Below are 14,515 nucleotides of genomic sequence, written 5' to 3' on the forward strand. Positions count from 1 at the left end.
ATGTTTAGGCACTCCATCCTGCCCACAACACACTGCCTAATATGATTAAAACGGCTATTAGCGCGACCCACACAAATTGGTTATCTTTTGTATTGACTTGGCTGCGGTCTACAGACTCAATGATGGGTTTGGGCTTTTGCGGTTTTGGTGATATTTTTGCCGTGCCGTTGGCAGTGCGGTCGCGCGTTTCACCTTCCGACAATCCAGTCAAATCTGGAATTTGAGTCAGCCATTCCGGGCGAGATTTCAGCTTAGGCGCTTCCAAAATGTAGAGAATGCGTTTTCCTTCCTTGCGGATTTTCAAATCGGGATGATTGGTTAATTTTTTGCACAGGGCGATCGCGTCACTCATTTGCCCTTTAGCTTGATAGGCTGTCACGAGCCACATCTGCACCTCGCCGCCCAAGATTGAATAGGGATTCACAAGCGCTAAGGTCCGCTCAAAACCTGCTACAGCCTCCCGGTAATTTCCTCGGTCGAAGGCATTTTTTGCTGATTGAAAGTCTTGCTTTGCATCTGGATTGTCTAAATCTGCCGTCATAGCGATTTACAAACGGATTGTTTTTTCAAAAAGAATCTCTCCATTTTACTGAGACGGGCAGTTCGTCGGCAGCGGATTTTATGTGCCAACTTTTGCCATTAAAGTAACTTCCCACACGAGCCGAGGTTGAACATTCCGCCGTAAATAGGTACGCGCTTTTTCTAAGTGTTGCAACGGAGATAGCGCGGATTGAGTCACTAGCTGTATCCCGTTGGTTATCTGTTGCCACCAAATTTGCTGCAAATAATCAATCAGCCATAGTTGTGCTTCGGGTTCTAGGGTTTGGGCAATCTGGCGGGCAAGGCTCAGGGCATCTCGATGGGAGCGAATCGGTTGACGCAAGGCTTGCAATAAATCATCTGGCAGCTCTTGAAGCTTTTGCCAATGAGCGATCGCTGCGCCTGGACTACCCTGTGCCAACTGCAAAATCTCAGGCTGCTGCAAAATATCCGCCTGATTTGCCCTTTGCAGCACTCGCAACATGTCATCTAAGGGGAGACGATAAAACGGAATCTTTTGACAGCGAGAGATTAAAGTTGGCAGTAAAGATTCTGTTCCAGGCACAATCAAAATCAATGTGGCTTGTCCTGGCTCTTCTAGCGTTTTTAATAACGCATTAGCAGGCGCTTCTGCCATCGTTTCTGCCTGCTCAACCACCACGATTGAGCGCTCTGCCTCTAGGGGCGATCGCGCCAAAAATCGAGCGATTCCTCGGATTTGCTCCAGCCGAATCAGCGGTGCTGTTTTGCGCTTCAATCCGGCGGCTTCTGCCTCTGCTGGCGAAAATAATTTTCCCTGATGAGTATAGGTCGGCTCTACCCAGAGTAAATCGGGATGATTGCGCTGCTGAATGCGGCTGCGGAGAATTGCTTTCTGACCGGAAGATTTGCCTTGACTAAACACCAACTCAATAAAGCATTCCGCCGCTACCCCCCGCCCAATTCCGGCCGAGCCAGCAAACAGATAAGCGGGTGCAATTCGCTGCTTAGACACCGCCTGCGTCAGCATTTGTATGGCTTGTGATTGCCCAATTAGATGAGAAAAAGGAGACATAAGCAAGGCGGAAGGATGAGGTGAGAAGTTTTTAGTTCATTTATATCTTGTACCTCTCACAGCCATCGTTTGAGCACCAATTCTCCTTTGCCCTTTGACCCCAATCCCTGTAACCTATTCTTTCTTCCCATACCACTCAGTTAACCGATCACTTAAAGTGGTTTGAATTTCTTGAAAGACGGCTGCTTCAGGCTGAGTTGCGTTAATTCTAGCGATGCGGTGGGGATGGGCTTGGGCAAGCGCGGTAAAACCTTGCTGTACGCGCTCGTGAAAGTTGAGATCAGCTTGTTCAATGCGATCGGCTTTGCCACGTTGGTGGGTTCTGGCAAGTCCGATTTTTACATCGAGATCAAGCCAAAGGGTGAGGTCGCTTTGTAAACCGTTGGTAGCAATCTGATTCAGCTGCTCAATTAACACTTGATCTAAACCCCGCCCATAGCCTTGGTAGGCAATGGTCGAGTCGGTATAGCGATCGCACAAAATTAAGTTTTTCTGGGTGAGCTGAGGTCGCAAAACTCCTTCTACATGCTGAGCGCGATCTGCCGCATATAGCAGTAGCTCTGCTCGATCCTGAATGGGTTCTTGAGTCGCATGTAATAGCAGTTGCCGTAGCCCTTGTCCTAAATTAGTGCCGCCGGGTTCACGAGTTACAACAAGCTGCTGTACCCAGCCGTTTGATTGCAGAAAGGCAAGCCAACCGCTATCGATCAACCACTGCCGCGATCGCTCCAATTGGGTCGTTTTACCGCCACCCTCGACACCCTCAAACACAATTAATCGACCTGACATAAATTTGGTATCACGTTTAATAATTCAGTTAAAAAATATACTTGCGTGGAATTTAGTTGATCTGCCATTTTGCTAACGACAGAATGAACGCTATCATGGCAAGGTCTAATTGTTGAAAGTCAGAAATCCATGGCGCGCTACACTGGCATATTCAAAATTTCGACCCCGGTAGCTGTCTTTCAGACGCTGATGAAGGAAACGTTGGAGTCTTGTCACTTTGACGTTATTTATCAGACTGATGATTATCTCATGGCACGTGAGACTCCAGGGAACGTTGCTTTTCATCAATTGGTAACTACTGAAGTCCTAATTGATAAAACGACAGCAACGGATAGCGAAATTCGTCTGAGCATTGTAGTTAAAAATGAAGAGTTGCCTCTTCATCTCGATAATCACTGCCATCAAGTGTTTAGTCAAATTAGTCAAGCGATCTCAGAATCTAACCACTGGAAACTAATAGAAGCGGTTGCAGGTTAACATTGGCTGCTTCTAGTGCTAATCATAATCTTCTGGATCGCCCACCATATTTGGGCTGATTAAGGTTATGTCCCATTCATCTGGTGGCACAGTAAGCACAGCATCTCGTTGCAGAGAGTAGTAAATAGCCCGAACTTGGGGGCCAAATACTACTTCATCTTCGTTTTTTAAATCTTGAGCTTGTAGTTTACGCCCGTTAATTAGCAACCCATTTGCACTTACCTTCCCCTTGGCATTTCCATCCACAATTCGGTAATAAAAGCTGCCATCTTCGTTAGGTAGCTGCACCAAGGTTGCATGACGACGAGAGACAAACTGAGAAACTAACCGGATATCACACTTAGGATCTCGGCCAATTGAATAAAGTGGCGAAGTAAGAATAAACTCGCGTCGTCCTTTGTCGTCTTCAATAATCAGAAGATGATTTTTGTGTGGTTCAGAAGGCATTGATGCTCGGAGGGACACAACGTTCTCTTAAAGAAACAGCAAAACTAATGGAATCAAAAAAGAACTGTTGAAGATTTTAGCTTGAAACAATATAAAGATCTGACAACTAATTTTTATAGCCTCAGCCAATACCTCCTTTGCAGACCATACCTAAACTAACCTGCAAATCGCGATCGCTAGAAAGTTTTTAGGAGGTGACAACGGACATGGCCTTACAGCCAAGAAGAATAATTAAATAAAAGACAGTACAGGCAATAATAACCGAATTAGCAATAGGAATAGGGCAACTCGCATCACTGTTGCAATGCATTTAAGGCGATCGCTTAGAATTGTCCCAGCAAAAACAGATTACCTTTGGCAAGGAGCAAGTCTCTCGCCAGATTTCTCTATCAAATCGACCATCAGATATCTGGCATCGATATGGGGAAAGTTGCTTTTTGGTAGACATACTCAACGCTAAAGCCGGATGTCAACGCGAGCGCTGTCTGCCACAGCGCTAAAAATCAGTTTCTCAAGATGTCCATTCTTAGCTTCATCACAGAACTGCTTCGCGAAAGTTGGCCTCCAGTGATTTACCTGCCCTTTAAAGAAGAACTGGTGCTAAAACTTCACCCGTTAGACTAAACGCTCGCACATCGGTAATTCGCACTTTCACAAGCTTCCCTTTGAAATCCTGAATCTCACCCGGAAAGAAGGTCAACCGATTACCGCGAGTTCGACCCATTACCTGAGCCGGGTTTTTCTCATTCTGCTCTTCTACCAAGATTTCTTCAATTCGCCCTAGGTAGCGCTGCGATCGCTCCATAGCCTTAATCGACATCAGGTGATTCAATCGCTGCAAGCGATCGCTTTTCACCCCTTCACTCAACTGATTTTCCCACAGCGCCGCAGGAGTTCCAGGACGAGGAGAATAAGCAGCAGTATTGATCAAGTCAAAGCCAATTTCTTCAACCAGCTTGAGTGTATTCTCAAACTGGTGCTCTGTTTCACCCGGAAACCCCACGATCACATCCGCACTAATCGAAGCATCCGGCATCAGATCGCGAATCGTGTCAATAATGCGGCAATATTTCTCCTGAGAGTACCCTCGCCCCATTGCCTTCAACACTTCGTTGTCTCCCGATTGAAAGGGAATGTGAAAATGCTCACACACCTTTGGTAATTCTGCACAGGCGTGAATCAAACGCTCAGTAAAATAGCGAGGATGACTAGTAGCAAAGCGAATTCGTTCCACTCCAGGAACATCATGGACGTAGTAGAGCAAATCGGTGAAGGTATGCTGATGTCGTCCTTCTGAAGTGGAACCTGGCAAATCACGCCCATAAGCATCGATATTTTGTCCCAAAAGTGTAATTTCTTTGTAGCCCTGCTGCCCTAAAATCTCCATTTCAGCGCGAATGGCGGCTGGTGTACGTGACTGCTCAACGCCTCTAACATTTGGCACTACACAATAGGTACAGCGCTCATTACAGCCATAGATGACGTTAACCCAAGCTGTGACTGCACTGTCTCTACGAGGCTTAGTAATGTCTTCAATAATATGTACTGGTTCTGTTGCAAGAACCTGGCTACCTGCTAAAACCTGCTCTAATAATTCTTGCAAGCGATTGGCATGTTGAGGTCCCATAACCAGGTCTAGCTCAGGTACACGCCGCAGCAATTTTTCTCCTTCTTGCTGGGCAACACATCCCGCCACAATTAAGGTTAGGTGAGGATTTTCGTGTTTGCGTTTTGCCTGTCGCCCTAGATGGGAGTAGACCTTTTGCTCTGCATTGTCTCGAATGGTACAGGTATTATACAAAATCAAATCAGCGTCGTTGGGTTCCTCTGTCCACGCAAAGCCCATATTTTCTAAGATGCCAGCCATGCGCTCGGAGTCGGCTTTATTCATCTGGCAACCGAAGGTAGTGATATGGTAACGACGAGCAGCAATAGCCATGAGGAGGTATAAAGATAATTGATTGCAGTTTGCACAAAATGTGACTGTGCATCCAGCATTTGATCTTACAGCAGAGTCAATTAATCTGCGGATTCTCTTTTAGGAGCCGATGAATTAGCAAACTCATTTAGAAGAACGGTGGATGCGGGTAAATTGCTGTCAATAGTGTGATTTTTTTGAAGTCACTATCGGGTTAAATATGTGAGCGTGGAAAGAGCTAGATAGAATTTGAGAAACGTTTAACGCGATCGCGTTAACAGAAACCATTCTTCTATATTAGATGGAAGATATTGGGCGATAGGTTTTTCGGAAGTTCTAAATGGTTTGGTTGCTATCTGGTGAGAATATCATTGGTATTCACGTCGCATCAGGAAAACGCTAGAGTGATACAAGCGAGTAGATAAAGGTATCTGTTACGCTTTATGCTTCAGTCATTCATTTTCCAGCTTGATTTCCCGCTTACTATTCCAATGCCGAGTAACATCGGCTGCATTCTGAGGAGAAAGTAATCTATGCCGCAGCTTGAGGCTAGTGCCGCAATCGACTTCCGGAGCGAGTCTTACCAAGACGCTTACAGTCGAATTAACGCAATTGTAATTGAGGGCGAACAAGAAGCCCATGAGAACTACACCAAGCTAGCCGACTTCCTTCCTGACAGTAAGGATCAGTTGCACAGCCTAGCGAAAATGGAAAGTCGTCATAAGAAAGGCTTTGAAGCGTGTGGGCGAAACCTAAGTGTGACTCCAGATATGGAGTTTGCCGGTCGGTTTTTCTCCCAACTACATCGCAATTTCCAAGACGCTGCTAGTCAGGGCAACATCGTAACCTGTTTGCTGATTCAATCGCTGATTATCGAATGTTTTGCGATCGCAGCTTACAACATCTACATTCCAGTAGCTGATGACTTTGCGCGGAAAATTACTGAAGGCGTGGTTAAGGACGAATATAGCCATCTAAATTTTGGGGAAGAATGGCTAAAGGCTCATTTTGAAGAATCAAAAGCAGAATTAGAGGCTGCCAATCGACAAAATCTTCCTATTGTTTGGCAAATGCTCAATCAAGTTGAAGATGATGCTCGTGTTCTTGGAATGGAAAAAGAAGCATTGGTTGAAGACTTTATGATTCAGTATGGCGAAGCGCTTAGCAATATCGGTTTCACAAACCGCGATGTGATGCGTCTATCTGCAATGGGCTTAGCAGCAGTTTAGCTAGAGTGATGTTTGGGATGGGCGATCGCTCATCCCAAATATTGATTTCTACAACAGATTTTCAGCTAAACTTCAGTACTTTCATAGCGGCAGCTATATTTTAGTTGAATCCTACAAATGTATTTATAGGATTCATTAGTAATTCAGTTACTTAATTTAGGTAGCCTCTATTTAAATAGCCAAACTTGCATGTAATCTGATATACCTTGATTCATGCCGCCGTTTTTATAAGTTATTTACACTACCAAAATTTTAACGGTTCATTTTTAATCACAATTACCCTCAAGAAAACTGTCTAAATGTTTGGTCTTATCGGTCACCTTACCAGCCTGGAACATGCTCAGTCCGTGGCAAATGAACTGGGATACCCAGAATATGCCAATGAAGGACTCGACTTTTGGTGCAGCGCTCCGCCCCAAATTGTAGACGACATCACTGTTACAAGCATTACCGGACAGAAGATTTACGGGAAGTATGTAGAATCTTGCTTTTTGCCAGAAATGCTAGCAAATCGCCGGATTAAAGCAGCTACCCGCAAGATTATTAATGCAATGGCTCATGCTCAAAAGCATGGCATCGACATCACAGCCTTGGGTGGTTTTTCTTCTATCATCTTTGAAAATTTTAATCTACAACAAATTCAACAGGTACGAAACGTCAAGTTGGAGTTTGAGCGGTTTACTACCGGAAACACCCACACCGCATATGTTATCTGTCGCCAACTCGAACAATTGGCTCCCACTCTAGGCATTGAGCTTTCTAAAGCAACCGTTGCAGTTTGTGGAGCAACTGGCGACATTGGCAGCGCAGTTTGTCGCTGGCTAAACGAGCGCACAGATGTCGCCGAGATCCTTTTGATTGCGCGTAATCAAGAGCGCTTGAATGATCTCCAGGCAGAGTTGGGGCGGGGCAAAATTATGGATCTGAATGATGCTTTACCCCAAGCGGACATCATTGTGTGGGTTGCCAGTATGCCCAAAGGTGTTGAAATTGACCCAACAGTTTTAAAACAGCCTTGCTTGTTAATTGACGGTGGCTACCCTAAAAATCTGGCCACCAAAGTGCAACGATCCGGAGTTCATGTTTTGAGCGGAGGAATTGTGGAGCATTCACTGGATATTGACTGGAAAATCATGAAAATTGTCAATATGGATGTACCCGGTCGTCAACTCTTTGCGTGCTTTGCGGAATCAATGCTCTTGGAATTTGAAAAGTGGTATACCAACTTTTCCTGGGGACGTAATCGCATTACCGTAGAAAAAATGGATCAGATTGGTTATGCATCTGTAAAGCATGGCTTCAGACCGTTACTAGAATCATAAGAATGAAGCTTAAGAAATCTGCCGAAGTTGATGAGATGATGAAATGCTCAGCTAAAGCAAATCCTTTCTTTTTGCTCTTAATCTAATTGTTGAGCTCTAAACTCTTTTTGGATCTGGATTTTCCTACTTAGTTCCATTCATATTTTCTACTGTCTTTATTGACTATGGTAACGACTGAACGCAAACTGATTCTTTTGGATTTTGAAAAACCTTTAGCGGAATTGGAATCTAGGATTATCCAAATCCGTGAGCTTGCAGAGGAGAATGACGTTGATGTGTCGGGTGAGATTCGTCATCTAGAGTCAAGGGCTGTGCAACTTCGGCAAGAGATATTTAGTAATCTATCTCCACTGCAACGCTTGCAGGTTGCTCGTCATCCCCGTCGCCCTGGTACGTTGGATTATATCCAAGCGATGAGTGATGAGTGGATGGAACTTCATGGCGATCGCGGCGGGTTTGACGATCCAGCAATGGTGGCAGGAGTAGCTCGGTTTGCAGGTCGTCCCGTTGTGATGTTGGGGCAGCAAAAAGGACACGATACCAAAGACAATATCACTCGAAACTTTGGCATGGCATCCCCTGGTGGTTACCGGAAGGCTCTGCGTTTGATGGAACACGCCGATCGCTTTGGCATGCCAATTTTGACCTTTATTGATACTCCAGCCGCTTGGCCTGGTTTGGATGCAGAGGCCTTTGGTCAAGGTGAAGCGATCGCATTGAACCTGCGAGAAATGTTTCGGTTTGAAGTTCCGATTATTTGCACTGTGATTGGCGAAGGCGGGTCTGGTGGAGCATTAGGAATTGGAGTCGGCGATCGCCTACTAATGTTTGAACATTCTATCTATAGTGTTGCGCCCCCTGAAGCCTGTGCAGCCATTCTTTGGCGGGATGCTGCCAAAGCTCCTCAGGCAGCAGACGCGCTCAAAATCACCTCTACCGATCTAAAAGCTTTAGCAATTATCGATGAGATTCTACCTGAGCCGATTGGGGGTGCCCATGCCGATCCATTAAATGCAGCAGAAACTTTAAAGACTTCTTTAATTAAGCATTTAGATGAACTCAGCCGAATGACTATCCAACAGCGCCAGGATCTGCGTTACCAAAAGTTTCGGGCGATGGGTGTATTTACAGAGCTATCTGCTTAGAAACAAAAATCGTATCTACACAGCTTATAGACCTGAGTGGTATACTAGCAAAGTTACATTTGTTTACAACCTCTCATTTTCCAGGTTCATTTTTCCTTAGAAGAGTGAAAGCATTCTATCTATCAGTAGCAGGCGTACGGTTTTGACAGTGAGTCAGCCAGATTGCACTGAGTTGAAGCACCACTTAAGTTCAAGACTTTTGTGGACAGACAGATGCATACCAGAGTCCATAGCTTGTTAGTTCACAGATTTCATATGGTTTCAATCAGTGGTTCACGATGTACTAATGATTTTGTCTCAAGCTAGAGATGTTTGAGTGGTTAACTGAACAGCTTTTACATGACGTAGGACATTAGTATTTCATCATGTCTCAACAACGGCGTGCCCTGATTACTGGGGCAAGTAGTGGCATTGGTAGAGCAACAGCTCTTGCGTTTGCCGAAAGTGGTATTCATGTTGCTCTTGTAAGTCGTAGTCAAACTAAATTGGAAGAAGTTGCTAAAGCAGCTATGAACCACGGTGTGACTGCAAAAGCCTATTCTGTAGATTTGGCAGATGTTTCTCATGTGAGTGAACAGCTTGCCGCGATCGCTCAAGATTTTGGTGTGATCGACATCCTGGTTAATAACGCTGGGATGGGTTACACAGGGTCGCTTCAAGATACACCTCTCTCAGATTGGCAAATGGTTTTAGACCTCAACTTGACGAGCGTGTTTCAGTGCATTCAGGCAGTGCTACCTGGAATGCGCCAGCGTCAACGAGGAACTATCATTAACATTGCGTCGGTTGCAGGTCATCAAGTGTTTTCCAACTGGGGCGCTTACTGCGTCAGCAAGTTTGGCTTGGTGGCACTCTCTAAAACCCTTGCGATCGAAGAGCGAGCCAATGGTATTCGAGTCGTTACCATTTCTCCAGGTTCAGTTAACACCTCCATTTGGGATACCGATACTGTTCAAGCGGATTTTGACCGTTCGCGTATGTTGACACCCGAAATTGTTGCCCAATCGGTTCTCTACACTGCTCTTTTACCAGAGCAAGCAGTCGTAGAGGAGATCATGCTCATGCCCAACGCTGGCACGTTTTAGTTTGCTTGCTGACTCAACCGAATTAGCAACCACTGATTCCTGTTAATTTATCCACTTTCACATCATCAAATTCTGGTTCAATTATGACTACTGCTTCCAACGGTTCCAACAGTGACTCCAATCGCCTTGTTGCTGAGATTCCTAAAAATCTAGAACTCCGTCCTGATCGCAACACCTTAGATGGTGCCCAAGAGCCAAAACTGCATATTCCATCAGACGAACAACAGAGCGAAATGCAGAAAGCAGTGAGAACCATGCTGCTAGGGGTAGGTGAAGATCCAGAACGAGAAGGCTTGCTCAAAACGCCAAAACGGGTAGCTGAGGCGATGCGGTTTTTGACCAGCGGCTACCAGCAATCGTTGGAAGAACTCGTGAACGGGGCTATTTTCAACGAAGGCCACAATGAGATGGTTTTAGTACGAGATATTGATGCTTTTAGCCTATGTGAACATCACATGTTGCCATTTATGGGCAAAGTTCACGTTGCTTACATTCCTAACCAAAAAGTGGTGGGTCTAAGCAAATTGGCACGGATTGTAGAGATGTATTCTCGGCGCTTGCAGGTGCAGGAGCGTTTAACTCGTCAAATAGCAGAAGCAGTTCAGTTGATTCTTGAACCGCAGGGCGTGGCAGTAGTGATGGAAGCTAGTCACATGTGCATGACAATGCGAGGTGTACAAAAACCTGGCGCTTGGACGGTCACCAGTGCAATGGTGGGCGTGTTTCAAGAACAGCAAAAAACCCGCGAAGAATTTCTGAATTTAATTCGCCATAAGCCAGCCTTTTAAGAATACATAGCAACTTTACAATTGCTATATGCCATAGTGTGGGGCTAAATATTAGGGGAGCTAGATTGAAACTGCTAGCTCCTTTTGCATGTATTAAATCACAACTTTGGGCATTAACGATTCTCTACCAGTAATTCCTTGATAGGCATTCAAGTGCGTCATGGGTTAGGTAATTACCTTAGTTGTGATGTACCATCTTTACACAAACCTCACAACTCTTTAATCCGCTTGAATTGCGTGAAACTACTGGAGCACACTGCATTTGATGCTATGTAGGGAAAAGTGGGACTGTGTAAACACTAAACTTATCGTGAATTTCTTATGAATGCTCTATTATAGCTCTAAACACTTGTGTTAGGACGTAGGATAGAGGAAGGGAAAACGTTAGATAATACAATGCCTGCCCCCTATAGTGAAGACCTGCGCCAAAAAGCGATTGCGGCGGTGGAGCGTGGAGCCCGCAAAAGCGAAGTCAGCCGAATGCTGAACATCAGCCGCAACACGCTCGACCTGTGGCTAAAGCGACAGGAACAAACTGGCACCTGCCAAGCGGTCACCCATTATCAGCGGGGAAATCGACATAAAATTACGGACTGGCAACGATTTAGTAAGTTTGCCCAAGCCCATGGCGGCAAGACTCAAGGGGAGATGGCGAAGTTATGGGGCGAAGGGGTGACGCAGCAGAACATCAGTCACGCGCTGCGAAAACTGGGTTTGAGTCGAAAAAAAAGACGTACGGCTACCGAGAGCGCGATGAGCAGAAGCGTCAAGCCTTTCAAGAGCAGTTGAAGACAAGGTCAGTCACTGGGGTGGTGTATGTGGATGAAGCAGGCATTGATAACCGAGAGGAGTATCCCTATGGCTACTGCGAGGTGGGTCAACGCTTCTATGCGCTTAAGTCGGGCAAACGTACCGAACGAGTCAGTTGGATTGCCGCCTTGTGCGAGGGAAACCTGATTGCGCCTTTGACCTTTGAAGGGTCTTGCAACCGAGACCTGTTCGAGATGTGGTTAGAGCACTGCCTCCTGCCTCAATTGCAACCCGGGAATGCACTTGTGATTGACAATGCCAGTTTTCACCGCTCTCAATACATCAATGAAATTGTGGCAAAGGCGGGATGTGAGATTTGGTATCTTCCCGCCTATTCTCCTGACTTGAACAAGATTGAGCAGTGGTGGTTTGTGCTCAAAAATTGGATGCGGCAACGGTGGGATGAGTTTGACACCTTTCGTAATTGTGTCGATGCCGCGTTTAAGTATTGTCCTAATATCCTTGCTTAGGGCTATAATGAGTGATTGCTTGGCAGGTGCCAGTTTGTTCCTGTCGCTTCGGCCATAGGTCGAGCGTGTTGCGGCTGATGTTCAGCATTCGGCTGACTTCGCTTTTGCGGGCTCCACGCTCAACCGCCGCAATCGCTTTTTGGCGCAGGTCTTCACTATAGGGGACAGGCGTGGGTATTATCTAACGCTTTCCCTTCCTCTATCTTACGTCCTAACACAAGTGTTTAGAGCTATAATAGGAAATCCAGCCTTCATGTTCCAAGTTCTTTTGCACAAATTTATTAATTCCTCCGCAAACATGCAAAATTAACCGTCATTTAGATAGTGTAAGGAGTGTATCAATTAAGCCACATGACGGAAGCAGCGAGATAAACCGCTGGGCTTGGAGTGTCTCAACCACCCGCTTGTCCGCATCGTCAGCTTTGTTGGCAAGCACTGTATCTGCTGTAGAAATACAGCACCTCTTCGATCAACAATCGATTGTCTTTTGTAGTAGTTCCTACACAGCTCTGACGTCTTGGTGATAACTCTTTGATCCGCGCCCACTGGTCTTCTCGCAGTGCATATCGTTGAGTTATCGCCTGTTCTCTTTTGGGTTCATTTCTTAGTTTTTCTGATGCCAGTTTAAGTATATTGATGACACACCTTATAGCGTTCTACGAAAATTAGCCGTTGCTGAATTAGGAAGTTAGGGATCTTTATCGCTTCTCAACCTGCGAAATACAGGCGCTCTTTTTGTTTAGGTGAACCGGGTTTGTAGTAGCCTTTGAGCCAGGAATCATTAGGTTTGAGGTGGAACGATCGCGCTTCGTCGGGTTCTACCGTTTGCACTGTAGCGACATAGCGAGCGTAGTAGTGGATGAAGAGTCGCATGAATTCACCCAGATAGATGTCCGCAACGCGCCGATCGCCTCGAATCACCAGCATATTCTCGTCGTTGTTCTTAGTTGAGGCGTTGCTGAAGTTGGCAGAACCCGTAATGACGATCGCATCATCACTGAGGGGATCGATCAACATATATTTGGTGTGAATGTACCGGACGTGGGTGTTGAGTCCCGTCGTTTTTTCTTTGAGGAAGCGATCGAAAGTGCTACCTTTCGCGGCGGCTCCAGCGGCAATCCGGTTGTCGGGGTCGCGGCGCAAACTTTCTACGTTGCCGTCTTCTTTTTCGAGCAAGACATAGCGCAAGTAGTCTTTGTCTTTTGCTAAAACCGCTGCCAGCAGATCGTTCACGCCAAAGGCAGCCGTGAGGAACACTGCTGTATTTGCTGCTTCCATGCGATCGGCGTACCATTCCAGCGCTTCGAGCGATCGACGGGGGCTGAAGATTGTAGTCGTTGCAGTTGGTGGCAAACCGGATGGAATAGGCGTTTGCTGGTCATTCCAGGGACGCAGTTTGGCAGCCGTAGGATCCTGGCTCAGCTCTTCCCAGTAGGCAAGGTATTGGGCAGCAACAGCGGGATCGCGGACAACGTGCCCAACGTTAGAGTGTCCAAAGATGCCGCCATCAGTAATGTTGGTGGAACCCGTCCAGACTTGAATAGGCCTACGGTCTTTAAGCAAAACGATGAATTTGTTGTGCGCTATGTAGCTGGGGTTAGCAGCACGGGGAAGCGTGAGCGCTTTGATGTTGGCTTCAGCGATCGCCGCCTGGTTTGCCAGATTGGGATAGTTCTGGCTATTTTGTTTGGCATCCACGATGATTTTGACAGCGGCTCCCGTTTTCTGGGCGGCACCAAACGCTTGCAGTACAGGGAGATATTGAAACTCATAGAGCGCTGCCCGCAGTTCATACTGACTGCCTTTTGCCTGTTTAATATAGCGTTTCCGGCTCCCGTGAGGTGCAAACTAGAGCCTCAAATCCCTTCCCCGCTTTGTCCCAACTGCACCTCATCCGACAGAGAACCGCTATAAATGCCAGCAGCGCTTCGACCAGACCGCGAGACAGCCATTCCCAGGCTTTGCCTTTGGGCACTTTGTCCGGCGACAGATTTTTGAACTTGCGAGCATACGCCTGCGAACCCGCTACACCTCGGTTGAAGTACACAGCATGGGTGCCCGTCGCTTCATCTTCAGTGTTAAGCCTCACTGCTACGGTGTCGCTCTGCTCTAACTTTCGGGGTTTGCCGCGCAGAGCGACAACGCGATACGTGTACTCATGGTTGGGCTTGGCGGTGAAGTCGCCCCACAAAAACGCCTGAATGGGATGTTCTAGAGACGAAACCAGGCTACCCGGCGGCAAACTAGGATCAGTCTCTTCAAAGGTGCGGAAGCCCCTGAGCCAGTAACGTTCGTCTTCGGTGTGGTCGATGCGCTCGATCGCAAACCCCAGCACACCTGCACTACTCGCTTCTGCTAAATCAATGCCCAGGAGGACCACATAGGTGCCTGCGATCGCCTGGACTGCGATCGCGCCATTCGTCTCTTTTTTTCGCATGGTT

General features: G+C 46.5%; 14 protein-coding genes and 1 pseudogene. 7 read left to right on the forward strand and 8 right to left on the reverse strand.

Annotation, left to right across the window (positions count from 1 at the left end; translation table 11 throughout):
• Positions 1–4: 4 nt before the first annotated feature.
• The 3 genes from JOY44_RS18560 to tmk all read right to left on the reverse strand — a co-directional run bounded on the left by JOY44_RS18560 (position 5) and on the right by tmk (position 2,383).
• Positions 5–541, reverse strand: a complete 537-nt coding sequence (locus JOY44_RS18560; RefSeq protein ID WP_171575063.1) for a hypothetical protein — start codon at positions 539–541, stop codon at positions 5–7.
• Between the two features lie 78 nt (positions 542–619).
• Positions 620–1,594: a DNA polymerase III subunit delta' gene (locus tag JOY44_RS18565; protein WP_171575064.1), complete on the reverse strand. Its 975-nt coding sequence runs from the start codon at positions 1,592–1,594 to the stop codon at positions 620–622.
• A 114-nt stretch (positions 1,595–1,708) separates the two neighbouring features.
• The gene (tmk, locus tag JOY44_RS18570) at positions 1,709–2,383 is read right to left on the reverse strand and encodes a dTMP kinase (protein WP_171575065.1); all 675 of its coding nucleotides are present in this window, start codon (positions 2,381–2,383) and stop codon (positions 1,709–1,711) included.
• Positions 2,384–2,512: 129 nt separating this feature from the next.
• On the opposite strand from tmk, the gene JOY44_RS18575 reads away from it, so the two are divergent.
• The gene (locus JOY44_RS18575; RefSeq protein WP_171575066.1) at positions 2,513–2,860 is read left to right on the forward strand and encodes a hypothetical protein; all 348 of its coding nucleotides are present in this window, start codon (positions 2,513–2,515) and stop codon (positions 2,858–2,860) included.
• Between the two features lie 18 nt (positions 2,861–2,878).
• On the opposite strand, the gene JOY44_RS18580 is transcribed toward JOY44_RS18575, so the two are convergent.
• Positions 2,879–3,307 (reverse strand): FHA domain-containing protein, encoded by a 429-nt coding sequence (locus JOY44_RS18580; protein WP_171575067.1) that lies wholly within the window; start codon positions 3,305–3,307, stop codon positions 2,879–2,881.
• Positions 3,308–3,890: 583 nt separating this feature from the next.
• Positions 3,891–5,246, reverse strand: coding sequence for a tRNA (N6-isopentenyl adenosine(37)-C2)-methylthiotransferase MiaB (gene miaB / locus JOY44_RS18585; RefSeq protein ID WP_171575068.1), 1,356 nt, complete (start codon positions 5,244–5,246; stop codon positions 3,891–3,893).
• 512 nt (positions 5,247–5,758) lie between these two features.
• Here miaB and JOY44_RS18590 point away from each other — a divergent pair.
• The 6 genes from JOY44_RS18590 to JOY44_RS18615 all read left to right on the forward strand — a co-directional run bounded on the left by JOY44_RS18590 (position 5,759) and on the right by JOY44_RS18615 (position 12,074).
• Complete coding sequence (locus JOY44_RS18590) at positions 5,759–6,454, forward strand: aldehyde oxygenase (deformylating) (RefSeq protein WP_171575069.1); 696 nt, start codon at positions 5,759–5,761, stop codon at positions 6,452–6,454.
• 299 nt (positions 6,455–6,753) lie between these two features.
• Positions 6,754–7,776 carry a long-chain acyl-[acyl-carrier-protein] reductase gene (locus JOY44_RS18595; RefSeq protein ID WP_171575070.1) on the forward strand — a complete coding sequence of 341 codons (1,023 nt, stop codon included), beginning with the start codon at positions 6,754–6,756 and terminating at the stop codon, positions 7,774–7,776.
• Between the two features lie 164 nt (positions 7,777–7,940).
• On the forward strand, positions 7,941–8,921 hold the full coding sequence (locus JOY44_RS18600; RefSeq protein ID WP_171575071.1) for an acetyl-CoA carboxylase carboxyltransferase subunit alpha: 981 nt from the start codon (positions 7,941–7,943) through the stop codon (positions 8,919–8,921).
• A 365-nt stretch (positions 8,922–9,286) separates the two neighbouring features.
• Positions 9,287–10,006, forward strand: a complete 720-nt coding sequence (locus tag JOY44_RS18605) for an SDR family oxidoreductase (RefSeq protein ID WP_171575072.1) — start codon at positions 9,287–9,289, stop codon at positions 10,004–10,006.
• Between the two features lie 83 nt (positions 10,007–10,089).
• A complete protein-coding gene (gene folE, locus JOY44_RS18610; protein WP_171575073.1) occupies positions 10,090–10,794 on the forward strand; it encodes a GTP cyclohydrolase I FolE in 705 nt (234 codons plus the stop codon).
• Positions 10,795–11,190: 396 nt separating this feature from the next.
• A protein-coding gene (locus JOY44_RS18615; RefSeq protein WP_197985559.1) for an IS630 family transposase occupies positions 11,191–12,074 on the forward strand; the annotation gives its coding sequence in 2 pieces (ribosomal slippage) (positions 11,191–11,517 and positions 11,520–12,074; 882 coding nt in all).
• A 4-nt stretch (positions 12,075–12,078) separates the two neighbouring features.
• Here the strand turns inward: JOY44_RS18615 and JOY44_RS18620 are convergent.
• The 3 genes and pseudogenes from JOY44_RS18620 to JOY44_RS18630 form a co-directional block, all read right to left on the reverse strand.
• A pseudogene (locus tag JOY44_RS18620) lies at positions 12,079–12,252 on the reverse strand (helix-turn-helix domain-containing protein); the annotation flags it as partial.
• Positions 12,253–12,782: 530 nt separating this feature from the next.
• Positions 12,783–13,892, reverse strand: coding sequence for a phospholipase D-like domain-containing protein (locus JOY44_RS18625; protein ID WP_307822073.1), 1,110 nt, complete (start codon positions 13,890–13,892; stop codon positions 12,783–12,785).
• The gene (locus JOY44_RS18630) at positions 13,888–14,511 is read right to left on the reverse strand and encodes a hypothetical protein (RefSeq protein WP_171575075.1); all 624 of its coding nucleotides are present in this window, start codon (positions 14,509–14,511) and stop codon (positions 13,888–13,890) included. The genes JOY44_RS18625 and JOY44_RS18630 overlap by 5 nt, the downstream gene beginning before the upstream one ends.
• Between the last annotated feature and the right edge of the window lie 4 nt (positions 14,512–14,515).

Origin of the sequence: Leptolyngbya sp. Cla-17 (assembly GCF_016807185.1) — a bacterium.
In the GTDB taxonomy this organism is placed as follows: Bacteria; Cyanobacteriota; Cyanobacteriia; order Leptolyngbyales; family Leptolyngbyaceae; genus ULC077BIN1.

Coding starts and splice junctions, on each gene's coding strand:
- folE (WP_171575073.1), top strand. CDS start 10,090: ATGACTACTGCTTCCAACGGTTCCAACAGTGACTCCAATCGCCTTGTT.
- JOY44_RS18595 (WP_171575070.1), top strand. CDS start 6,754: ATGTTTGGTCTTATCGGTCACCTTACCAGCCTGGAACATGCTCAGTCC.
- miaB (WP_171575068.1), bottom strand. CDS start 5,246: ATGGCTATTGCTGCTCGTCGTTACCATATCACTACCTTCGGTTGCCAG.
- JOY44_RS18565 (WP_171575064.1), bottom strand. CDS start 1,594: ATGTCTCCTTTTTCTCATCTAATTGGGCAATCACAAGCCATACAAATG.
- JOY44_RS18630 (WP_171575075.1), bottom strand. CDS start 14,511: ATGCGAAAAAAAGAGACGAATGGCGCGATCGCAGTCCAGGCGATCGCA.
- JOY44_RS18600 (WP_171575071.1), top strand. CDS start 7,941: ATGGTAACGACTGAACGCAAACTGATTCTTTTGGATTTTGAAAAACCT.
- JOY44_RS18605 (WP_171575072.1), top strand. CDS start 9,287: ATGTCTCAACAACGGCGTGCCCTGATTACTGGGGCAAGTAGTGGCATT.
- JOY44_RS18590 (WP_171575069.1), top strand. CDS start 5,759: ATGCCGCAGCTTGAGGCTAGTGCCGCAATCGACTTCCGGAGCGAGTCT.
- JOY44_RS18575 (WP_171575066.1), top strand. CDS start 2,513: ATGGCGCGCTACACTGGCATATTCAAAATTTCGACCCCGGTAGCTGTC.
- tmk (WP_171575065.1), bottom strand. CDS start 2,383: ATGTCAGGTCGATTAATTGTGTTTGAGGGTGTCGAGGGTGGCGGTAAA.
- JOY44_RS18560 (WP_171575063.1), bottom strand. CDS start 541: ATGACGGCAGATTTAGACAATCCAGATGCAAAGCAAGACTTTCAATCA.
- JOY44_RS18580 (WP_171575067.1), bottom strand. CDS start 3,307: ATGCCTTCTGAACCACACAAAAATCATCTTCTGATTATTGAAGACGAC.